This window comes from Jiella sp. M17.18 (assembly GCF_041027365.1).
Taxonomy (GTDB): domain Bacteria; phylum Pseudomonadota; class Alphaproteobacteria; order Rhizobiales; family Rhizobiaceae; genus VKMB-3413.
The window spans coordinates 57,783-77,356 of sequence record NZ_JBFTEH010000010.1 but is presented as its reverse complement, the minus strand read 5'-3'; the positions used below and the strand labels follow the sequence as shown (position 1 = coordinate 77,356).

General features: G+C 67.9%; 22 protein-coding genes. 5 read left to right on the top strand and 17 right to left on the bottom strand.

Annotated features, from left to right (window positions below; genetic code table 11):
* Window positions 1-204: 204 nt before the first annotated feature.
* From AB5S17_RS17730 to AB5S17_RS17710, 5 genes are all read right to left on the bottom strand, one after another.
* Entirely contained in the window at window positions 205-1,344 is a 1,140-nt protein-coding gene (locus AB5S17_RS17730) for a CaiB/BaiF CoA transferase family protein (RefSeq protein WP_369241812.1), read from the bottom strand.
* 116 nt (window positions 1,345-1,460) lie between these two features.
* Window positions 1,461-1,706 (bottom strand): CopG family antitoxin, encoded by a 246-nt coding sequence (locus AB5S17_RS17725; protein WP_369241810.1) that lies wholly within the window; start codon window positions 1,704-1,706, stop codon window positions 1,461-1,463.
* Window positions 1,684-2,007, bottom strand: a complete 324-nt coding sequence (locus AB5S17_RS17720) for a BrnT family toxin (protein ID WP_369241808.1) — start codon at window positions 2,005-2,007, stop codon at window positions 1,684-1,686. Before AB5S17_RS17720 ends, AB5S17_RS17725 begins: the two co-directional genes overlap by 23 nt.
* Before the next feature lie 200 nt (window positions 2,008-2,207).
* On the bottom strand, window positions 2,208-3,032 hold the full coding sequence (locus AB5S17_RS17715) for a ferredoxin--NADP reductase (RefSeq protein ID WP_369241806.1): 825 nt from the start codon (window positions 3,030-3,032) through the stop codon (window positions 2,208-2,210).
* Between the two features lie 587 nt (window positions 3,033-3,619).
* Window positions 3,620-4,198, bottom strand: a complete 579-nt coding sequence (locus tag AB5S17_RS17710) for an NADPH-dependent FMN reductase (RefSeq protein ID WP_369241804.1) — start codon at window positions 4,196-4,198, stop codon at window positions 3,620-3,622.
* Window positions 4,199-4,293: 95 nt separating this feature from the next.
* Here AB5S17_RS17710 and AB5S17_RS17705 point away from each other — a divergent pair, with 95 nt between their 5' ends.
* A complete protein-coding gene (locus AB5S17_RS17705) occupies window positions 4,294-4,689 on the top strand; it encodes a winged helix-turn-helix transcriptional regulator (RefSeq protein ID WP_369241802.1) in 396 nt (131 codons plus the stop codon).
* A gap of 96 nt (window positions 4,690-4,785) precedes the next feature.
* Here the strand turns inward: AB5S17_RS17705 and AB5S17_RS17700 are convergent, their stop codons facing one another.
* The 8 genes from AB5S17_RS17700 to AB5S17_RS17665 all read right to left on the bottom strand — a co-directional run bounded on the left by AB5S17_RS17700 (window position 4,786) and on the right by AB5S17_RS17665 (window position 12,416).
* Window positions 4,786-5,037, bottom strand: coding sequence for a formate dehydrogenase subunit delta (locus tag AB5S17_RS17700; RefSeq protein WP_369241800.1), 252 nt, complete (start codon window positions 5,035-5,037; stop codon window positions 4,786-4,788).
* Window positions 5,027-5,899: a formate dehydrogenase accessory sulfurtransferase FdhD gene (gene fdhD, locus AB5S17_RS17695; protein ID WP_369241798.1), complete on the bottom strand. Its 873-nt coding sequence runs from the start codon at window positions 5,897-5,899 to the stop codon at window positions 5,027-5,029. Before fdhD ends, AB5S17_RS17700 begins: the two co-directional genes overlap by 11 nt.
* Window positions 5,900-5,911: 12 nt before the next feature.
* A complete protein-coding gene (fdhF, locus tag AB5S17_RS17690; RefSeq protein WP_369241796.1) occupies window positions 5,912-8,758 on the bottom strand; it encodes a formate dehydrogenase subunit alpha in 2,847 nt (948 codons plus the stop codon).
* 79 nt (window positions 8,759-8,837) lie between these two features.
* Window positions 8,838-9,101: a CopG family antitoxin gene (locus AB5S17_RS17685; protein ID WP_369241794.1), complete on the bottom strand. Its 264-nt coding sequence runs from the start codon at window positions 9,099-9,101 to the stop codon at window positions 8,838-8,840.
* Entirely contained in the window at window positions 9,082-9,381 is a 300-nt protein-coding gene (locus AB5S17_RS17680) for a BrnT family toxin (protein ID WP_369241792.1), read from the bottom strand. Before AB5S17_RS17680 ends, AB5S17_RS17685 begins: the two co-directional genes overlap by 20 nt.
* Window positions 9,382-9,399: 18 nt before the next feature.
* The gene (locus tag AB5S17_RS17675) at window positions 9,400-10,959 is read right to left on the bottom strand and encodes a formate dehydrogenase beta subunit (RefSeq protein WP_369241790.1); all 1,560 of its coding nucleotides are present in this window, start codon (window positions 10,957-10,959) and stop codon (window positions 9,400-9,402) included.
* Window positions 10,956-11,429, bottom strand: a complete 474-nt coding sequence (locus tag AB5S17_RS17670; protein ID WP_369241788.1) for a formate dehydrogenase subunit gamma — start codon at window positions 11,427-11,429, stop codon at window positions 10,956-10,958. The genes AB5S17_RS17675 and AB5S17_RS17670 overlap by 4 nt, the downstream gene beginning before the upstream one ends.
* A gap of 102 nt (window positions 11,430-11,531) precedes the next feature.
* Complete coding sequence (locus tag AB5S17_RS17665; protein ID WP_369241786.1) at window positions 11,532-12,416, bottom strand: LysR family transcriptional regulator; 885 nt, start codon at window positions 12,414-12,416, stop codon at window positions 11,532-11,534.
* A 184-nt stretch (window positions 12,417-12,600) separates the two neighbouring features.
* Here AB5S17_RS17665 and queF point away from each other — a divergent pair, with 184 nt between their 5' ends.
* Complete coding sequence (queF, locus tag AB5S17_RS17660) at window positions 12,601-13,059, top strand: preQ(1) synthase (protein WP_369241784.1); 459 nt, start codon at window positions 12,601-12,603, stop codon at window positions 13,057-13,059.
* A 153-nt stretch (window positions 13,060-13,212) separates the two neighbouring features.
* Here the strand turns inward: queF and AB5S17_RS17655 are convergent, their stop codons facing one another.
* Window positions 13,213-13,473 (bottom strand): hypothetical protein, encoded by a 261-nt coding sequence (locus AB5S17_RS17655; RefSeq protein WP_369241782.1) that lies wholly within the window; start codon window positions 13,471-13,473, stop codon window positions 13,213-13,215.
* On the opposite strand from AB5S17_RS17655, the gene AB5S17_RS17650 reads away from it, so the two are divergent.
* Complete coding sequence (locus AB5S17_RS17650) at window positions 13,466-14,026, top strand: GNAT family N-acetyltransferase (RefSeq protein ID WP_369241780.1); 561 nt, start codon at window positions 13,466-13,468, stop codon at window positions 14,024-14,026. The genes AB5S17_RS17655 and AB5S17_RS17650 overlap by 8 nt on opposite strands.
* Window positions 14,027-14,081: 55 nt before the next feature.
* Window positions 14,082-15,188, top strand: a complete 1,107-nt coding sequence (gene ribB / locus AB5S17_RS17645; RefSeq protein ID WP_369241778.1) for a 3,4-dihydroxy-2-butanone-4-phosphate synthase — start codon at window positions 14,082-14,084, stop codon at window positions 15,186-15,188.
* Between the two features lie 84 nt (window positions 15,189-15,272).
* Here ribB and AB5S17_RS17640 read toward each other — a convergent pair whose 3' ends face one another.
* A complete protein-coding gene (locus tag AB5S17_RS17640) occupies window positions 15,273-16,631 on the bottom strand; it encodes an Nramp family divalent metal transporter (protein WP_369241776.1) in 1,359 nt (452 codons plus the stop codon).
* A 233-nt stretch (window positions 16,632-16,864) separates the two neighbouring features.
* Between AB5S17_RS17640 and mntR the strand changes: the two genes are divergently transcribed.
* Complete coding sequence (mntR, locus tag AB5S17_RS17635; RefSeq protein WP_369241774.1) at window positions 16,865-17,320, top strand: manganese-binding transcriptional regulator MntR; 456 nt, start codon at window positions 16,865-16,867, stop codon at window positions 17,318-17,320.
* A gap of 53 nt (window positions 17,321-17,373) precedes the next feature.
* Here the strand turns inward: mntR and AB5S17_RS17630 are convergent, their stop codons facing one another.
* Together AB5S17_RS17630 and AB5S17_RS17625 are read right to left on the bottom strand one after the other, a co-directional pair.
* Window positions 17,374-18,849 (bottom strand): TrkH family potassium uptake protein, encoded by a 1,476-nt coding sequence (locus tag AB5S17_RS17630; protein ID WP_369241772.1) that lies wholly within the window; start codon window positions 18,847-18,849, stop codon window positions 17,374-17,376.
* A gap of 130 nt (window positions 18,850-18,979) precedes the next feature.
* Window positions 18,980-19,567 carry a TetR/AcrR family transcriptional regulator gene (locus tag AB5S17_RS17625; protein WP_369241770.1) on the bottom strand — a complete coding sequence of 196 codons (588 nt, stop codon included), beginning with the start codon at window positions 19,565-19,567 and terminating at the stop codon, window positions 18,980-18,982.
* Window positions 19,568-19,574 lie beyond the last annotated feature (7 nt).

Here is a 19,574-nt window from a genome sequence, read left to right as displayed (position 1 = left end):
GGAGCCTGCGCAAGGCTGACGCCCGCAAGCCTCCATGACCTTTCGACTGCCCTTGCCGACGCGCCCGGCCCTGATGCCGCTTACGGCCGCAGCCGGCTCAGGCCGCCGGCGAAGATCGGCTCGAACGGCGATCGAATGCTGGCCATCTGGCACAGGGGGCCACCCTGCCGCAGTTCCCCTGCGTCCCGGAGGACGCGCCCCGCTCTAGCGCGCGGCCTCGAACGAGGCGCCCTGGTGCTCGCCGAGCTTCGGCGCCGGACGGGCATTCGCGACCGCCTCGCCCGACAGGACGATCGGCGTGCGGACGCCCGGCATCCCGCCGGGCGAAATCTGCATGCCGCGGTGGACGATCTGCGGATCGGCGAAGACCTCGCCGACGGTGTTGATCGGCCCGGCCGGCACGCCGAGGACTTCCAGCCGCGCCAGGAGATCGTCGCGCGAAAAGCCCGCGGTCGCCGCTTCCAGAAGCGGCACAAGAACCGCCCGGTTCGCCACCCGCGCCTCGTTGGTCCGGTAGCGGGTGTCGTTTGCGAGATCCGGTAGGCCGAGCACCTCGGCGAGGCGCGAAAACTGCCGGTCGTTGCCGCAGGCGACGATGAGGAAGCCGTCGCTCGCCGGGAACACCTGATAGGGCACGATGTTCGGATGGGCGTTGCCGAGCCGGGTCGGCGCGACGCCGGTGGCGAAATAGTTCAGCGCCTGGTTGGCGAGCACGCCCGCCATGCAGTCGTAGAGCGCCATGTCGACATGGGCGCCGCGGCCGGTCCGCTCCCGCTCGGCGAGCGCGGCCTGGACGGCGATGGTGCCGTAGAGCCCGGTGAAGATGTCGGCGAAGGCGACGCCGATCTTCTGCGGCTCGCCGGCGGGATCGCCGGTCAGGCTCATGATCCCGCCCATGCCCTGGATCATGAAGTCGTAGCCGGCGCGGCCGGCATAGGGCCCGTCCTGGCCGAAGCCGGTGACCGAGCAATAGACGAGCCGCGGATTGGTGGCCGAGAGGCTCTCGTAATCGAGACCGAACTTCTTCAGGCCGCCGACCTTGAAGTTCTCGATCAGGACGTCGGCTTCCGCCGCCAGCGCCACGACCCGCGCCCGGTCCTCCTTCTTGGCGAAGTCGGCGACGATCGACCGCTTGCCGCGGTTGCAGGCGTGGAAATAGGCCGCGGTCCGCTCGCCGTCCCGCTCGACGAAGGGCGGGCCCCATCCGCGCGTGTCGTCGCCTTGCGGGCTCTCGACCTTGATGACGTCGGCACCGAGATCGGCGAGCGTCTGGCCGATCCAGGGGCCGGCGAGGATGCGGGCGAGTTCGAGGACCTTCAGGCCGGCATGGGGAGCATGGGTCATGAGGGTTCGGTGGCGCAGCGCCAGCCGTCTGTCAACGGACGATACCGCGGCGAGCGGCGCACATCCCAAGAGACACGGCGTGCCACGGCATCATGCGGCGGACATCAGGCTGCCGCTCACCCTTTCGACGACTGCAGGCCCTGCTCGATGAACTGCCGAACCAGCCGGGTGTAGGGCACCCCCCGCCGGACGGCGAGCGCCTTGAGCTCTTCGAGCTGCTCCCTTGGCAGTCGCACGTTCAACCGCCCGTCGCTTCTCGGAAACTCGAATTGCATGGGCCGGAAACCCGAAAGGTCGTATTCCGTCAGATCCGCATTCGCGACGAAGTCCTCCGCCTCCTCATCCGTCAGCAGAGCCGGCATCTTCTTCGGAGCTTTGCTGCCGCTCATAGTAGGCAACCTCCTTCTTGTGCATGTAGCGTGCGCTGACCGGCCGGATCAGGGTCGTGTCGCCATTCTCTCGATAGGTGAACGCCACGAGAAGCCAACGTCCCGAGATCGTCTGCCCGACCGCCCGCAAACGTTGTTCGCTCTGGGAATGGAGAGGGTCGGCATAGACGTTCGGCCCCTTCCGGAATAAGGCCTCTATCTCGTCCCGGCTCGCGCCGTGGCGACCGCATTTCGGCCAGTTCCCAGCATCCCAGTCGAAGCCGTCGATCTTCACCGACTGAGGGTGCAGGATAGCGAGCCGGATTTCAACGGCCGCCTCCGATCGTGAACAAGCGGAATCATCGGGGCGACCGACGGAAGGGTCATCCGCAGCGCCGGGTCCAAACACTGTCTGCGAGCGCTCCTCACAAGCTAGACAGTTCGGATCGGCCCTCGGCCGATCCGTCCGGCTCCTGCTTCATCGACCGCATGGAATCAATCCACGAAGGCCCGCTCCACGACATAGGTGTCCGGCTTGCTGTTGGCGCCCTCGACGAAGCCGCGGGAGTCGAGCAGCGCCTCCACCTCCTTCAGCATCGCCATCGAGCCGCAGATCATCGCGCGGTCGGTCTCAGGGTCGAGCGGGGCGATGCCGAGATCCTCGAACAGCTTGCCGTTCTCGATCAGCGCGGTGACGCGGTGGCCGCGGGTTTCGCCCTCGCGGGTGGCGCTCGCATGGAACAGCAGCTTGTCGCCGACGAACTCGCTCATCAGCTCGTCCGCCTTGGTGTTCTCCACCAGCTGCCGGCCATATTCGAGTTCGGCGAGCTGGCGGCAGGTCTGGGTGAGGATCACCTGCTCGAACTTCTCGTAGGTCTCGGGGTCGCGGATGACCGAGGCGAAGGGCGCGATGCCGGTGCCGGTCGAGAACAGGAACAGCCGCTTGCCGGGCTTCAGCGCGTCGAGGACGAGCGTGCCCGTCGGCTTCTTGCGCATCAGCACGGTGTCGCCCGGCTGGATCTTCTGCAGGTGCTCGGTCAGCGGCCCGCCCGGCACCTTGATCGAGAAGAATTCCAGCTCCTCGTCCCAGGACGGGCTGGCGATGGAATAGGCGCGGAACACCGGCTTCTCGGCGTTCGGCAGGCCGATCATGACGAACTCGCCCGAGCGGAAGCGGAAGCTCTGCGGCCGCGTCATCCGGAAGGAGAACAGCCGGTCGGTGTAGTGCTTCACGGCGGTCACGGTCTCAGCGAAGACGCCGGCCGGGATCGGGAACTGCGTGTCCGGCTTCTGCTCCGTATCGACGGCGAGAGAGTTCATCAGGCCTTCCTTTCCGTTCGCCTCGATGCGCGCGATCCAGGTTCGGCGAACGTTCGGCGGCAGTGCCGGTCGTTCGACCGACGGCTCGTCATCCCAGCCATCCGGAGAGGCGTCGCGTTCGCAAGATCGCGCCGTCAGCGCGGCGTATATGATGGTCGGTAGCGAACATAGAACCCCTGCGGCCGTTCTGCAGCGTCGCCAATTCCAATTCTTCCGCCTCGCGCGAGATTTTTTCCGCGTCGCATCGTGCTCGGCAGGAAGGTCACGGCCCGCGGGACGGGAGGTGCCAGCCTCCGAAGCCGCCCCGCCGCTGCTCCGGCTTCGCCATTCCCTGCGCTGAAGCCGCGTGGACCGCCTCGCGCAGGAGGCTGGCGAACTCGCCCCATCGGCCGCGCGGCGGACGGGCAGAGGCTCGCGCTCAAGCTGGCAACGCCAACCGAGCGAATATTCACAGGCAGCTTCCCCTGACGAGGAGGTGCGACGGGAAGCTTCCGGGAACCTCGAGGCCCGCCGCCGCCGAGAAGGGGCGCGCCTTCCGCGGCGCGCCCCTTCATCGTGAACGGATCAGGGTGTGGGGGCAGCGGCCGTCAGCGCGGGCCGGCCTGCGCCGTCGTCTTCGGCTCCGAGGTCCGCTCGATCCACTTGGCGAAGCGGTCGATCCAGCGGTTCAGGAACGCCTTGGTCGACTCGTCGGCGACGTTGTTCTCGGCGTCGAACAGTTCGGGCTTGTAGGTGAAGTACACCTCGGGCTGGCCCATCAGCACCGTGTCGACCACCGTGAGCAGACCCTTCAGCGCGTTCTGGCCGGCCGCCGTTCCGGTCGTGCCGGGCGTCGCGCCGATGATCGCCGAGGGCTTGGCCTCCCAGGAGTTCTTGCCCCAGGGCCGCGTGCCCCAGTCGATGGCGTTCTTGATCGCCGGCGTATAGGAGCGATTGTATTCCGGCGTCACGAACAGCACCGCATCGGCGGCCTCGATCTCCCGCTTCATGCGCAGCACCGAGGCCGGCGGGTCCTGCCAGAGGTCGTCGTTGTAGAGCGGCAGGTCGCCGATCTCGACGAAGCGGAAGGTCAGGCGGTCGCCGGCGAGCTTGGCGATGCTCTCGGCGAATTTGCGGTTGATCGAGTCGCGGCGAAGCGAACCGTTGAAGACGGCGACAGTGGGCATGGATGAGCCTTTCGTTTACAAAAGTGACCGGCTCACCATTTGATACCATTATGCTGCAGCGCAAGACCGCACGTTGAGGAACCTAAGGCACTTTTATGAAACCGAGTGACTCCCGTGATCCCGGCCGCTGCCAGCAGGCGAACGAGGTGATCTCGCTGGTCGGCGACAAATGGAGCGTCCAGATCGTGGTGCTGCTCGGCACCGGCACCAAGCGCTTCATGGAATTGAAGCGTGCGGTGGACGGTGTGTCGCAGAAAATGCTGACGGTGACGCTCCGCGGCCTGGAGCGCGACGGCTATGTCACCCGCACCGTCTATGCGACGGTGCCGCCGAAGGTGGAATACCAGCTGACCGATCTCGGCCGCGAACTGCTCGTGCCGCTGCAGGCGCTCGGCGCCTGGGCGCTGGAGAACCATGCCCGGGTGGTCGCGGCGCGAATCGCCTACGACACCCGCGACGCGGTGGACACGCGTCCTGCATTGTCGGCGTGACGCCGCCGCCGGCAGGGACCCGCTCGCGGTTTCCGCATCCTGCCGCGGTGCGAGGGAGCGGAGGTCGATCGCGCCCCGCAAGCTCGGCGCGGCGCGTCAGCCCTGCTTCGTCGCCCGTTCCGACAGCGGCGCTTCCGGCCGGCGGATCGTCGGCAGCGCTTCCAGCACCAGCGGGTGCAGGTCGGACGTCTTGCCGGCGTCGACTCGCTCGAACAGCTGGGTGCGCATGCGCGGCTCCCAGAACATGTTGATGTGGTCGGCGACGCCGTCCGAGCGCGCCCCTTCCGGCGCCGACTCGAAGAAGGTGGCGATCTGGTTCGCCATATAGGCCAGCTTGTCACGTTCCATGGCGTACGCCCTCCCCGGCATTGTGGTCCGCCGCGCCCGCCTCGCCGTCCGCGCCAGGGGCGCCGGCGATCCGCTGCGGATGGGTGAAGATCTCGAATTCGTCGCCGCGCACCACGGCGACGAGGGTGATGCCCGCTGCCTCGGCCTCCGCGACGGCGAGCGCCGTCGGCGCGGAGACCGCGGCGATGAGGCCGCAGCCCATGACCGCCGCCTTCTGGATCAGCTCGACCGAAACGCGGCTGGTGATCGTCAGGAAGCCGGTGGCCGGATCGATGCCGCGCGCCGCCAGATGCCCGAACACCTTGTCCAGCGCGTTGTGCCGGCCGACGTCCTCGCGCGTGACGACCAGCCCCTCGCTCGGCCGATGGAAGGCCGCGGCATGGACCGCCCGCGTCAGCCGGCTGAGATCCTGCTCGCGCGCCATCGCCCGCACCGCATCCGTCAGTTCGGCCGGCGACAGGCGCAAAGCGGTGTCTGGAACGGCCGGCAGGTCGCGCCCCGCGAGTTCCAGGGATTCGACGCCGCAGAGGCCGCAGCCGACCGGCCCCGTCATCTGCCGCCGCCGCGCCGTATAGGTCGCGGCCTTCTCGTCCGTCAGCCAGAGCCGACAGTCGATGCCGAGGCCGGTCTCCTCGATCTCGATGCGCTCGATCTCGCTCGGCGCCGAGACGATCCGCTCGGTCAGCGCCAGGCCGGGGCCCAGATCGCGGATGTCCGCGGGCGTCGCCATCATCACCGCATGCGTCGATCCATTGACGGAAATCGCCACGGCGACCTCCGCCGGGACGTTGCGCCTCTCCGACGCGAAAGCCCCGCCCTTGTAGGCGAGGCTCCGTATCTGCATCGACGTCGCGTCGGTCATGCCGCGTCCAGCCTACTCCGCCGGCTCGGCCGGGGCGATGCGGCGGCTGTCCATAGTCAGCTCGCGATACTCCTCCTGCCACTCGGTCGGGCCGTTGGAGGGCGAGATCTGCACCGCCGTCACCTTGTATTCCGGGCAGTTGGTGGCCCAGTCGGAGAAGTCGGTGGTGATGACGTTCGCCTGGGTCATCGGGTGGTGGAACGTGGTGTAGACGACGCCCGGCGCGACGCGGTCGGTGATCTTGGCGCGCAGCGTCGTCGAGCCGGCCCGGCTGTCGAGCTTGACCCAGTCCCGGTCGCGGATGCCGCGCTGCTCGGCGTCGTGCGGATGGATCTCGAGGAGATCCTCGTCGTGCCAGACGACGTTCTGCGTGCGCCGGGTCTGCGCGCCGACATTGTACTGCGACAGGATGCGGCCGGTGGTCAGCAGCAGCGGGAAGCGCGGGCCGACCTTCTCGTCGGTCGCGACATATTCGGTGTTGATGAACTTGCCCTTGCCGCGCATGAACTCGCCGACATGCATGACCGGCGTTCCTTCCGGATGCGCCTCGTTGCAGGGCCACTGCACCGAGCCCTTCTCCTCCAGCAGCTCGTAGGTGACGCCGGCGAAGGACGGCGTCGTCTGGGCGATCTCGGCCATGATCTCGGAGGGATGCGCGTAGTTCATGTCCATGCCGATCGCCCTTGCGAGCATCTGGGTGACCTCCCAGTCGGCATAGCCGTTCTTCGGCGCCATGACGCGGCGGACGCGGTTGATGCGCCGCTCGGCATTGGTGAAGGTGCCGTCCTTCTCCAGGAAGGACGAGCCCGGCAGGAAGACGTTGGCGTAGTTCGCCGTCTCGTTCAGGAACAGGTCGTGGACGATGAGGAGTTCGAGGGCTTCCAGGCCCGCCGAGACATGCTTGGTGTCGGGGTCGGACTGCAGGATGTCCTCGCCCTGGACGTAGAGGCCCTTGAACGAGCCCTCCACCGCGGCGTCGAACATGTTCGGGATGCGAAGGCCCGGCTCGTTGTCGATCTTGACGCCCCACAGGTCCTCGAAGGTCTCGCGCACGGCGTCGATCGAGATGTGGCGATAGCCGGGCAGCTCGTGCGGGAAGGAGCCCATGTCGCAGGAGCCCTGCACGTTGTTCTGGCCGCGCAGCGGGTTCACGCCGACGCCCTCGCGGCCGATATTGCCGGTCGCCATGGCGAGGTTCGCCAGCGCGATGACGGCCGTCGAGCCCTGGCTGTGCTCGGTGACGCCGAGGCCGTAATAGATCGCGCCGTTGCCGCCGGTCGCATAAAGCCGCGCCGCCTTGCGCACCAGCTCGGCCGGAACACCGGTGACGCTCTCGACCGCTTCCGGCGAATGGCGCGCTTCGGAGACATGCGCCGCCCAGTCGTGGAACTCGTCGGTCTCGCAGCGCTCGCGCACGAAGGCCTCGTCGACGAGGCCTTCCGTCACGATGACATGGGCGAGCGCCGTCAGCATGGCGACGTTGGTGCCGGGCTTCAGCGGCAGGTGATAGTCCGCCTTGATGTGCGGGGACTTCACGAGGTCGATGCGGCGGGGATCGATGACGATCAGCCGCGCGCCCTCGCGCAGGCGCTTCTTCATGCGCGAGGCGAAGACGGGGTGGCCGTCGGTCGGGTTGGCGCCGCAGACGAGGATGACGTCCGCCTTCTCGACGCTGTCGAAGTCCTGCGTGCCGGCCGACGTGCCGAAGGTCGAGCGCAGGCCGTAGCCCGTCGGCGAGTGGCAGACTCTGGCGCAGGTGTCGATGTTGTTGTTGCCGAAGCCGGCGCGCACCAGCTTCTGGACGAGGTAGACCTCCTCGTTGGTGCAGCGCGAGGAGGAGATGCCGCCGACCGAGCCGCGGCCGTATTTCGCCTGGATCTCCTTGATCTTCGCCGCCGAGAAGGACAGCGCCTCTTCCCATGAGACCTCCCGCCAGGGCTGAGTGTAGTGGTCGCGGATCATCGGATTGAGGATGCGGTCCTTGTGCGTGGCGTAGCCGAGCGCGAAGCGGCCCTTCACGCAGCTATGGCCGCGATTGGCCTTGCCGTCCTTGTAGGGCACCATGCGCACGAGTTCCTCGCCACGCATCTCGGCCTTGAAGGAGCAGCCGACGCCGCAATAGGCGCAGGTGGTGACGACCGAGTGCTCGGGCGTGCCGATCTCGATGACCGACTTCTCCTCCAGCGTCGCGGTCGGGCAGGCCTGGACGCAGGCGCCGCAGGAGACGCATTCCGACGACATGAAGTTGTCGAAGTTGGTGCCCGCCGAGATCATCGAGTCGAAGCCGCGGCCCTCGACGGTCAGCGCGAAGGTGCCCTGCACCTCGTTGCAGGCCCGCACGCAGCGCGAACACACGATGCATTTGGCCGGATCGAACTGGAAGTAGGGGTTGGACTGGTCCTTTTCCTTGGCGAGGTGGTTCTCGCCGTCATAGCCGTAGCGCACGTCGCGCAGGCCGACCGCGCCCGCCATGTCCTGCAGCTCGCAGTCGCCGTTCGCCGCGCAGGTCAGGCAGTCGAGCGGGTGGTCGGAGATGTAGAGCTCCATCACGCCCTTGCGGATGCGCTTCAGCCGCTCGTTCTGGGTCGTGACCTTCAGTCCCTCGGCGACCGGCGTGGTGCAGGACGCGGGCGTGCCGTTGCGGCCCTCGATCTCGACGACGCAGAGCCGGCAGGAGCCGAAGGCGTCGAGCATGTCGGTGGCGCAGAGCTTCGGCACCTGGATGCCCGCATCCATCGCCGCCCGCATCAGCGACGTGCCCTCCGGCACCGTCACCTCGTGGCCGTCGATGGTCAGGGTCACCAGTTTCTCGGCCTTCGAGGCCGGCGTGCCGTAGTCGATTTCGCGGATGAGGCTCATGGGTTCCTCCCTGACGGGCATTCGGACGGAATGGCTTTGGCCGCTTGGCTACGGCGATGATTCTGACAGGAGGCCGCGGTCAGGCGGCTCCGAGATCTTTCCGGACGAGATCCAGGATGTAGTCGTCGATCGAGATGTTCCGCTCCCGCGCGCGATCGTCGATCTTATAGAGCAGTTCGCTGGGCATCGAGATGCTGTAGGTGCTGTTGTCGCCGCGGCGGTTCATCTTCACCGGCTTGAATCCCGAAAGGTCGTATTCCGACAGGTCGGCCTCGTCGACGAAGCGCTCGGCTTCCTCGTCGGTCGCGAAATGCGGCATCGGCTTAAGCTTCGTCCTGCTCATATGTCCGCACCTCCTTTGCATGCATGTACCGGGCGCTGATCGGCCGGGCCAGGAACTGGTCGCCACGTCGGCGGACCGTGAAGACCACGAATATAGATCGTCCTGCATCGTTCTGCCCGATCGCCCGGAAGCGAGGCTCGTGCACCGAGTGCGTCGGGTCGTCGACGATCCGCGGGTTCGTCCGCAGAGCATGTTCGATCTCACTGATCGACACGCCGTGCTTCCGGCATTTCTCCCGGTTGCCGACGTCCCACTCGATCTCGTCGAAGGTCGCAGCCACGCGCCCGTCCGTCGTCCGCTACTCCGCCGCTTCCCTCATGATCTCGCGCCCGCCGTGGAAATCCTCCGGGAAGTGCCGGATCGCGCTCATCACCGGGTAGGGCGTGAAGCCGCCGAGTGCGCAGAGCGAGCCGAACTTCATCGTGTTGCAGAGATCCTCGACCAGCGCGATGTTCTCGGCCACGCGCTCGCCGTCGATGATCTTCTTCACCGTCTCGTAGCCGCGCACGGCGCCCACCCGGCAGGGCGTGCACTTGCCGCAGCTCTCGATCGCGCAGAACTCGAAGGCGAAGCGGGCCTGCCCCATCATATCGACCGTGTCGTCGAAGATCACGATACCGGCATGGCCGATCAGCCCGTCCTTCGCCGCGAAGGCCTCGTAGTCGAAGGGCGTGTCGAACAGCGAGACAGGGAAATAGGCGCCGAGCGGTCCGCCGACCTGCACCGCGCGCACCGGACGCCCGCTCGCCGTCCCGCCGCACACGTCTTCGACGATCTCGCCGAGCGTCATGCCGAAGGCCGCCTCGAACAGGCCGCCATGCCTGACATTGCCGCCGATCTGGATCGGGATCGTGCCGCGCGAGCGGCCCATGCCGAAGTCCTTGTAGAAGGCGCCGCCCTTGGCGAGGATTTCCGGCGTGGAGGCGAGCGTGATGACGTTGTTGATCACGGTCGGCTTGCCGAAGAGCCCCTTATGGGCCGGCAGCGGCGGCTTGAACCGCACCTGGCCGCGCTTGCCCTCGAGGCTGTCGAGCAGCGAGGTCTCTTCGCCGCAGACATAGGCGCCGGCGCCGACGCGCACTTCGAGGTCGAAGGCCTTGCCGGAGCCGAGCACCGACGGCCCGAGAATCCCGGCCTCCTCGGCGCGGTGGATCGCCTTCTTCATCACCTCGATCGCGACCGGATATTCCGAGCGCAGATAGATGAAGCCCTTGGTCGCATGCGTCGCGAGGCCCGCGATCGCCATGCCTTCGATCAGGCAGAACGGGTCGCCTTCCATGATCATCCGGTCGGCGAAGGTGCCCGAATCGCCCTCGTCGGCATTGGCGACGATGTACTTCCGGTCGGCCCCGGTCTGGCGGACGGTGTTCCACTTGATGCCGGTCGGGAAACCCGCGCCGCCGCGCCCGCGCAGGCCGGAGTCGGTCACTTCGGCGACGATCTTCTCGGCCCCGAGTTCGATCGCCCGCTTCAGGCCGTCGAGGCCGCCATGCGCCTTGTAGTCGTCGAGCGACAGCGGGTCGGTGATGCCGCAGCGCTTGAAGGTCAGCCGCGTCTGCTTCGCGAGGAAGGGATGCTCCTCCGGCCGGCCGATGCGCTTGGCATGCTCACGCCCTTCGAGGAAGCCCGCGTCGAGCAGCCCGGCGACGTCGCCGGGTTCGATCGGACCGTAGGCGATGCGGCCTTCGATGGTCTCGACCTCGAGCATCGGCTCCAGCCAGGCCATGCCGCGCGAGCCGTTGCGGATGATCGCGACGTCGAGGCCGCGCTCGTTGGCGAGACGCTTCAGCTCGTCGGCGATCTCGTCGGCACCGCAGGCGACGGCAAAGGAATCGAGCGGGACATAGACGCGGGTCACAGCCGGATCTCCTCGACGATCGGGGCGATCTTCGCCTCGCTCATCCGGCCGATGATCCGCCGGTCGAGCATGGCGGACGGCGCGGTCGCGCAGAGGCCGAGGCAGTAGACCGCCTCCAGCGTCACCTGCCCGTCGGACGAAGTCTCGCCGAACTTGATGCCGAGCGCCGCCTCGATCGCATCGGCGACCTTGTCGCCGCCGGCCGCCTGGCAGGCCTCGGCGCGGCAGACCTTCAGCACGTGCCGGCCCTGCGGCGCCTTGTGGTAGTCATGGTAGAAGGACACGACGCCGTAGACCTCGGCCCGCGACAGGTTGAGCGCGGCGGAAATCTGCCGCACCGCCTCGTCGCCGACATGGCCGTAGCGCTCCTGGAACGCGTTGAGGATCGGCAGGAGCGGGCCCTCCAGATCCTTCAGCTCGTCGATGATGCTGGCTGCTTCCTCGGCATCGAATGCCGCCCTGTAAGCCACCGTGCCGCCTCCCGAATTGCCCTTTGAACGGTTCCAAAAAGCACACACCGGACACGCGAAAAGATCAATGCGCGAAACTCGTTTCGCAATAGCAAATTTCTATCAAAGTTCCGTCTGCAACCGCGCCTCCTCCCAGAAGGCGGCGACGATCGGCGGGCGCATGTCGCGCCGGGCGGTGACGAGGCCGATGCGATAGCTGACGTCGGGCGCGGTGATCGGGATCGCCACCATGGGTTCGGCGAGACCCAGCACGGCGGCGGAGCGGAACGGCATGATGGTTGCAAGGTTCGCCGCCCGGGTCTGCGACAGGAGCGCGATCATCGAGTTCGACTCCATCACCGCGGTGAAGCGCCGGCCGTTGGCGCCGAGATGACGGTTGAGGATCTGGCGGTTCTGCATGGTGCCGCTGAGCAGGCACAGCGGCAGCGTGGCCACCTCCTCCCAGGTTACCGTCTCATAGTCCGAGAAACGGCTGCCCCGCGTCGTGACCAGGCAGTAGCGTTCGGCATAGAGCGAATAGGCGTCGAGCCGGCGCAGGCGCTCGTCGTCGAGATAGGTGAGGCCGACGTCCAGCTCGAAATTCTCGACGCCGGAGACGATCTCCGCCGAGGTGTGGGACGTCACCTCGAAGGTCACGTTCTCGTGACGCGCCCGGAACGGCGTCGTCAGCTTGGCGACGATGGCGAGCGCCGTCGGGATGGCGCCGATTCGCAGATGGCCGGAGAGGCCGCGGCGGACATTGTGGACCTCCTCGCGCATGGTGCGCACGTCGTCGGAGATGCGCCGCGCCCAGGCGAGCACCCGCTCGCCCTCCTCCGTCATGCCCTGGAAGCGCGAGCCGCGGTTGACGAGCGTCGCCCCCAGCCGCTCCTCCAGCTGCCTTATGCCGGCCGACAGCGTCGGCTGGGTGATGCCGAGCCGCTCGGCGGCGCGGCCGAAATGACGCTCGGCGGCCAGCACGATCAGATATTCCAGCTTGTCCAGCATGCGCCGCCTCCCTCCCGCCTGGCGCCGGCGGACCGGCGCCGCCTGCGTCGGGCAACCCTCGCCTCCCGCAAGCTCCGGTCTTCCATAACATTTCGCCGGTCGCTACAGACAAGCCACGCGCCGACCCCGCCCTTGGCGGGCCCGCGGCGCGATCGACCCCACAGACATGCGAAAGGAGAGCCCGATGAACACGGAGGGCCTCACCCAGCTCGGCCACGGCAGCCGCCCGGCCGCCTCGCCGGACGAAGCCGTGCTCGAAACCGTGCCGTACACCCGCGGCGACGGGCCGCCGGCGATCGTGCGCTTCACCTGCCCGGAATTCACCTCGCTCTGCCCGGTGACCGGCCAGCCCGACTTCGCCCACATCGTCATCGACTATGCCCCGGACCGGCGCCTGGTCGAATCGAAGTCGCTGAAGCTGTTCATGACGAGCTTCCGCAACCATGGCGCCTTCCACGAGGACTGCACGGTGACGATCGCGCGCCGCGTCGTCGAAGCGACGCAGCCGCTGTGGCTGAGGATCGGCGGCTACTGGTATCCGCGCGGCGGCATCCCGATCGATGTCTTCTGGCAGACCGGCCCGGTGCCCGAAGGCGTCTACCTGCCGGACCAGGGCGTCCCGCCCTATCGCGGGAGGGGGTGATGCGGCTGGGCATTCGCCCCGGCGTGCAATAGACTTGCGCGACGATAAACCGGAGGCGGTATCCGCAGCCCTGTCGTGATCGAAGACGAACCGATATCCGGCCCGTCCGGAACCGCACCTGCTGCGCCGGAGGCTGGGCGCCCTGCGACAGACTCAGCCGGTGCAGTTGCCGTGGACGCGGCCGGCGGTTCGTCGGCGCTCGCCCACTATGCCGGGCCGAGCATCCTGGACATCCTTTGGATGCAAGGCCTGTCGGACATTGAGATCGAGTCGAACCGGGTCGTTGCGATCACGCGGACGGTCGATCTCGGCTAATGTTCGCCTCGACCGCAAAAGCGCTGGGAAAAGCAGCAGGGTGTAGTCCTTGGCGAGGTAGCGCTGCGCGTTGGGCCCGGCCTTGGTCGAGATGAGCAAGCTCGACCTTCGCCCCGCCCGCCGTGCCGACGCCGGCGACCTCATTGCAGCCAACCGCGACAGCCGTGCCCATCATCGCCCCTTCGTCGAGCCGTTTACCGACGAGGCCGGCTTCGACGCCTGGTTCGACGGGCTCGTCACCGGCGCGAATGTCGGCCTCGTCGCACGGGACGCGGAGAGCGGCCGCATCGTCGGCGTCGTCAACCTCAGCCAGATCTTCCTGAAAGGCTTCCGGAGCGCCTATCTCGGCTATTACGGCATGCGCGGCTTTTCCGGCCGCGGCCTGATGACCGAGGCGGTGCGCCTCGCGACGCGCTTCGCCTTCGACGCGGTCGGCCTGCACCGGGTGGAGGCGAACATCCAGCCGGACAACCATCGCTCGATCGCGCTGGTGAAGCGGCTCGGCTTCCGGCTCGAGGGCTTCTCGCCGCGCTATCTCATGGTCGGTGGCGCCTGGCGCGACCACGAGCGCTGGGCGCTCCTGTCCGACGAGGTCACGGCCGCGACAGAAGCGCGGTCCGTCCCGTCTGCGGCGACCGACCGTCTCGATTGATCGCCTGCCGCAAAGCGACTAAGCCGACGCGACGTTTGGCAAGGGTGACTGTTCCATGGAACTCGACAGGATCGAGGACGCGATCGCAGCGATCGCCAATGGCGAGCTCGTCGTCGTCGTCGACGACACCGACCGCGAGAACGAGGGCGACCTGATCATGGCGGCGTCGAAAGCGACGCCGGAAAAGATGGCCTTCATGATCCGCCACACGAGCGGCATCATCTGCGTGCCGATGACCGGCGAACGCGCCGAGACCCTGAACCTGCCGCCGATGGTCGCGAACAATCTCGACCCGATGCGCACCGCCTTCACCGTCTCGGTCGACTACAAGGTCGGCATGACCACCGGCATCTCCGCCGAGGAGCGCTCGAACACCGCCCGGGCGCTCGCCAACCACAACTGCTCCGGCGCCGATTTCCTGCGGCCCGGCCACATCTTTCCGCTGATCGCGCGCGACGGCGGCGTGCTCACCCGCTCCGGCCACACCGAGGCGGGCACCGACCTCGCCAAGCTCGCGGGGCTGGAGCCCGCCGGCGTGCTCGCCGAGATCGTCAACGACGACGGCACGGTGAAGCGGCTGCCCGAGCTGATCCCCTTCGCCCGCGAGCACGGGCTGAAGATCATCTCGATCGAGGACCTGATCTCCTACCGCATCCGGCGCGAATCCTTCGTGCGCTGCGTGAAGGAAGAGCCGCTGACCGTCGCGGGCCTCGCCGGCACGATCCGCATCTACGAGACGCCCTTCGACCAGATGCAGCACGTCGTCGCGATCTTCGGCGACGTGCGCGGCCGCGAGGACGTGCCGACCCGCATCCACCGCGAGCAGCCGGTGGTCGACCTCTTCGGCCGCGGCCAGGACGCCCGCACGTGGGTGGAGATCGCCGTCGACACGATCAAGCGCGAGGGCCACGGCGTCCTGATGCTGCTGAGGACGCCCCAGGTCGACGATTTCGAGCCGCAGGCGGCCGACCACCAGGACGGGGAGCGCCACCAGAGCGCGCTGAAGCGCCGCCAGCGCTGGCGGGAGATCGGCGTCGGCGCGCAGATCCTGCGCGATCTGGCGCTGCGCTCGATCCGGGTGATCGCGACGCACGAGCGCGCCTATGTCGGCCTCACCGGCTTCGGCATCGAGGTCACCGGCACCATCCTCGTCGAGGACTGAGCGCGCCGGCAGCGCTCCAGGGGCCGGAGGGCCGGGATCAAGGCCTGGGCGAACGCCCGCGCTCGCGCCTCACCTTGTCGCATCTCAGCCGGCGAAGGTGTCGTAGAGCAGCTTGAAGTTCAGGATGAGGATGATCCCCGCGACCAGCCAGGCGAGGAGCGCCACCGGCCGCGGCACGACGAAGCGGCCCATCTTCTCCCGGTCCGTGACGAACTGCACCAGCGGCACCACGGCGAAGGGCAGTTGCATCGACAGGATCACCTGCGAGAGCACCAAGAGCTCCGCCGTGCCGCGCTCGCCGTAGATCCAGGTGACGACCACCACCGGGATGATCGCAAGGCCCCGCGTCAGGAGCCGGCGCGCCCAGTGCGGGATCGTCAGGCGCAGAAAGCCCTCCATGACGATCTGGCCGGCCAGCGTCGCCGTCACCGTCGAGTTGATGCCGGAGGCGAGCAGCGCGACGGCAAAGAGCGTCGAGGCGATCGACAGGCCGAGCAGCGGCGAGAGCAGCCGGTGGGCGTCGCTGATCTCCGCGACGTCCTGATGGCCCGTGCCGTGGAAGGCGGCGGCCGCGACGATGAGGATCGCGGCGTTGACGAACAGCGCCAGCATCAGCGCGATGGTCGAATCCGCCGTCGCCCACCTGATCGCGTCGCGCCGGCCTCCGTCGGTGCGCTCGTAGGCCCGGGTCTGCACGATCGAGGAGTGGAGGTAGAGGTTGTGGGGCATGACCGTCGCCCCGATGATGCCCATGGCGATGTAGAGCATCTGCGGATTGGTCACGACCGCGCTGGAGGGGACGAAGCCGCCGAGCACCGCCGCGACGTCGGGCGAGGCTGCGGCGAGCTGGATGGCGAAGCAGACCGCGATGACGGTCAGGAGCGCGATCACGAAGGCTTCGAGATAGCGGAATCCCCGCGTCATCAGGAAGAGCAGCAGGAAGGTGTCGAGCGCGGCGATCAGCGCGCCGGCGATCAGCGGGATGCCGAACAGGAGCTGCAGCGCGATCGCCGTACCGATCACCTCGGCAAGGTCGCAGGCGACGATGGCAACTTCGCAGGCGACCCAGAGCATCAGGTTCACCGGCCGGGGATAGTGCGCCCGACAGGCCTGGGCAAGGTCGCGCCCGGTGGCGATGCCGAGCCGCGCCGACAGCGCCTGCAGGAGGATCGCCATCAGGTTGGAGAGCATGATGACCGAGAGCAGCGTGTAGCCGAACTGCGCGCCGCCGGCGATGTCGGTCGCCCAGTTGCCGGGGTCCATGTAGCCGACCGAGATCATGTAGCCCGGCCCGGCGAAGGCGATCAGCCGCCGGAACCACGAGCCGCCGCGCGGCACCTTCACGGAGGCGTTGACCTCGGCCAGGGAGGGATTGGCGTCGTCCTCCGGCGCGGCGAACCGCCAGCCCCGCCGCGGCAGCGCCATCCCCTTCGCATTCGACATTCGCAGAACCTCTCGCAGACGAGAAAAATGGTCGCGTCGCATAATCTGCGACCGTTCTAATCATTATGCAAGAGGCTATATTTTGGGGTGAGGATTCCGGTCCAACTCGCTGCGCGGGCCGGCGCCCGATGACGGATGCGGGCCCGGACCGGATCGCGCGAAATGTGCTAAGGCTGGACCGGAGCGGACGATTCATGCGGAAGCGCCCGCCGCCGCCGGGGAGAGAGACGCATTTGCCTGCCGCACGCCGAGCCAAGAAGCGCGACGAACCGCTGCCTGCGGCGGAAATCCACTCGGAGGGATTCCGGCAGACGCGGCAGGCCCGGCGCGACGCGCTGGTGGAGGACTATGTCGAGCTGATCGCCGACCTCATCGAGGACGGCAACGAGGCGCGCCAGGTCGACATCGCCGCGCGGCTCGGCGTCTCGCAGCCGACCGTCGCCAAGATGCTGGCGCGGCTGACGGCGGAGGGGCTGGTCTCGCGCCGGCCCTATCGCGGCGTGTTCCTGACCGAGGCGGGGCGCAAGGTCGCCTACGAGTGCCGCGAGCGTCACCAGACGGTGGAGAGCTTCCTGCGCTGGCTCGGCGTCAGCCCGGAAACCGCCCGCATCGACGCCGAAGGCCTGGAGCACCACGTCAGCACCGAGACGCTCGACGCGTTCCGCAAGGTGATGCAGTCGGGCTCCTGATCCGGCGCCGCCTGGGGCCTGCAGCTGCCCGGCTGACGCTTGGCGCCCGCCGCCTACCGCTCCCAAAAATCCGGCAAGAGCACGACATAGACCGTCGCGAGCTCCAGGCGGCCGAGGATCATCGCCGCCATCACCACCCATTTGGCGAGTTCCGGCACATGGCCGAAATTCGTCGCCGGACCGACGAGCGGCCCGAGGCCGGGCCCCGCATTCGCCATCCCCTGCGCCACGGCCGAGGTCGAGGACAGGAAGTCGAGGCCGCTCGCCATGGCGAGCATCGAGAGCACGACGAAGGTGACGAGATACATGAAGAAGAAGTTGCGCACCGCCGAGACGGTGTCGTCGTCGAGCCGGCGCTGCTGGTAGGTCAGCACCATGACCCGGCTCGGCGACAGCGTCCGGCGCAGATGGCGCAGCGCGCTGGCGAACAGGATCTGCCAGCGGAACACCTTGATCGCGCCGGCGGTCGAGCCGGCGCAGCCGCCGATGAAATACAGCATGAAGAACAGGCCGATGGCGAAGCTGCCCCAGGTCGAGAAATCGGTCGTCGCAAAGCCGGTGTCGGTGAGGATCGAGGTGACGTTGAAGGCCGAGACCCGCAGCGCATGGTAGGGCTGCATGCCCTCCGAGATGTTCCAGACGGTGGCGGCGAGGATCGCGGCGGCGAGGATGCCGAGAAAGCCGATGATCTGCTCGTCCTCCAGCAGCGCCCGGCGCCCCCGCATCAGGAAGCTGGCGTAGAACACCAGCGGCAGCGCGCCGGCGGTCATGAAGACGATCAGCACCACCTCGATGCCGACCGAATTGTAGAAGCCGACCGAGGCGTCCTTGGTCGAGAAGCCGCCGGTGGCGATCGCCGCCATGGCATGGTTGATCGCGTCGAAGGCATTCATGCCGGCCGCCATCAGGCCGATCGTGCAGGCGAGCGTCAGCCCGACATAGACCGCGCCGATCGCCCGGGCGAACTGGCCGACGCGGGGGAAGGTCTTGCCGGAGACGTCGGAGGATTCCGACAGGAACAGCTGCATGCCGCCGACATGCAGGAGCGGCAGCATGGCGAGCGCCATCACGACGATGCCGATGCCGCCGATCCACTGCAGCAGCGAGCGCCACAGGAGCAGGCCGGGCGCCATGGTGTCGAGGCCGGAAAGCACCGTCGCGCCGGTCGTCGTCAGGCCGGAGACGGTCTCGAACAGCGCGTCCGTCATCGAGATGTGGATCGAGGCGACCGCCAGCGGGATCGAGCCGAAGAAGCTGACCGACAGCCAGGCCGAGAGCGTGATGAGGTAGCCGGTGCGCCGGTCGAGCGTGCCGGTGCGCTCCTGCCGGAAGGCGGCGGCGAGCAGGCTGCCGACGCCGCCGACGAGCACGGCGCAGATCAGGAAGTGCTCGGCGTCCCGGTTGTTGGTGCCGAAGTCGACCAGCGCCGGCACCAGCATCGCGACGCCGAGCCCCATCAGGAGGAGCCCGTTGACGAAGACCGCGAACTGGACGTGCGAGCGGAAGAAGGTCGAGGATGCGGATTGCATGTCGGGCGGCCTCAAGGTCCTTCCAGCCGGGCACCGGGGTGCCCGAAACACGGCGTGGTGCTTCTAGAGCGGGGCGCCCGCCCTGTCACACGAAAAATCGCCGGCGGACGGCCGCCGCCGGCAGAGCCGCCTATCGATCGCGCTTCGCGGCGAGCCCGTCGACGAAGACGTCGACCAGCCGCGTCACCCCGGGCACCCAGTCCGGCTCCTGGCCCATCAGGCACATGCCGATCAGCGCATGCAGGAGGTCCTCGGCGGTGATGTCGTCGCGGATCTCGCCGGCCGCGACGGCGCGTGCCAGCAGCACCCCGACCGCCCGCGTCAGGTGATGGAAGGAGAAGGCGTAGAGATCGCAGGAATTGTCGATCGCGAGCGCCAGCGCGGTCAGCATGCCGCGCTTGGTCGCGATCATCCGGATGTCGGCGTGCAGCCATTGCCGCAGCGCGGCGACCGGCGGCTCGCTCTCGGCCAGCGTCTCCGCCAGCTCCGCCAGCTGCTCGACCTCGCGCCGGTACACCGCCTCGAACAGCGCCTCGCGGGTCGGAAAGTGCCGGTAGAGCGTGCCGATGCCGACCTCGGCGCGCCGCGCGACCGCCTCGAGGCTCGCGTCGCGGCTGCCGGAACGGAAAACCTCGGCAGCGGCCGTCAGAAGCCGCTCGCGGTTGCGGACGAAATCAGCCCTCGGCTTGCGCGTTGCCTTTTTGGGTGCTGCTCCCATGTCGCGA

What these genes read in the sequence shown, in the direction of transcription:
- fdhF (WP_369241796.1), bottom strand. Translation starts at nt 8,758, where the DNA reads ATGAGCCTCATCCGCGAAATCGACTACGGCACGCCGGCCTCGAAGGCC.
- AB5S17_RS17700 (WP_369241800.1), bottom strand. Translation starts at nt 5,037, where the DNA reads ATGGAACGTGACAAGCTGGCCTATATGGCGAACCAGATCGCCACCTTC.
- AB5S17_RS17650 (WP_369241780.1), top strand. Translation starts at nt 13,466, where the DNA reads ATGAGCAAGCTCGACCTTCGCCCCGCCCGCCGTGCCGACGCCGGCGAC.
- AB5S17_RS17665 (WP_369241786.1), bottom strand. Translation starts at nt 12,416, where the DNA reads ATGCTGGACAAGCTGGAATATCTGATCGTGCTGGCCGCCGAGCGTCAT.
- AB5S17_RS17710 (WP_369241804.1), bottom strand. Translation starts at nt 4,198, where the DNA reads ATGCCCACTGTCGCCGTCTTCAACGGTTCGCTTCGCCGCGACTCGATC.
- AB5S17_RS17705 (WP_369241802.1), top strand. Translation starts at nt 4,294, where the DNA reads ATGAAACCGAGTGACTCCCGTGATCCCGGCCGCTGCCAGCAGGCGAAC.
- AB5S17_RS17715 (WP_369241806.1), bottom strand. Translation starts at nt 3,032, where the DNA reads ATGAACTCTCTCGCCGTCGATACGGAGCAGAAGCCGGACACGCAGTTC.
- AB5S17_RS17730 (WP_369241812.1), bottom strand. Translation starts at nt 1,344, where the DNA reads ATGACCCATGCTCCCCATGCCGGCCTGAAGGTCCTCGAACTCGCCCGC.
- queF (WP_369241784.1), top strand. Translation starts at nt 12,601, where the DNA reads ATGAACACGGAGGGCCTCACCCAGCTCGGCCACGGCAGCCGCCCGGCC.
- ribB (WP_369241778.1), top strand. Translation starts at nt 14,082, where the DNA reads ATGGAACTCGACAGGATCGAGGACGCGATCGCAGCGATCGCCAATGGC.
- AB5S17_RS17685 (WP_369241794.1), bottom strand. Translation starts at nt 9,101, where the DNA reads ATGAGCAGGACGAAGCTTAAGCCGATGCCGCATTTCGCGACCGACGAG.
- AB5S17_RS17640 (WP_369241776.1), bottom strand. Translation starts at nt 16,631, where the DNA reads ATGTCGAATGCGAAGGGGATGGCGCTGCCGCGGCGGGGCTGGCGGTTC.
- AB5S17_RS17630 (WP_369241772.1), bottom strand. Translation starts at nt 18,849, where the DNA reads ATGCAATCCGCATCCTCGACCTTCTTCCGCTCGCACGTCCAGTTCGCG.
- fdhD (WP_369241798.1), bottom strand. Translation starts at nt 5,899, where the DNA reads ATGACCGACGCGACGTCGATGCAGATACGGAGCCTCGCCTACAAGGGC.
- AB5S17_RS17725 (WP_369241810.1), bottom strand. Translation starts at nt 1,706, where the DNA reads ATGCCGGCTCTGCTGACGGATGAGGAGGCGGAGGACTTCGTCGCGAAT.
- AB5S17_RS17625 (WP_369241770.1), bottom strand. Translation starts at nt 19,567, where the DNA reads ATGGGAGCAGCACCCAAAAAGGCAACGCGCAAGCCGAGGGCTGATTTC.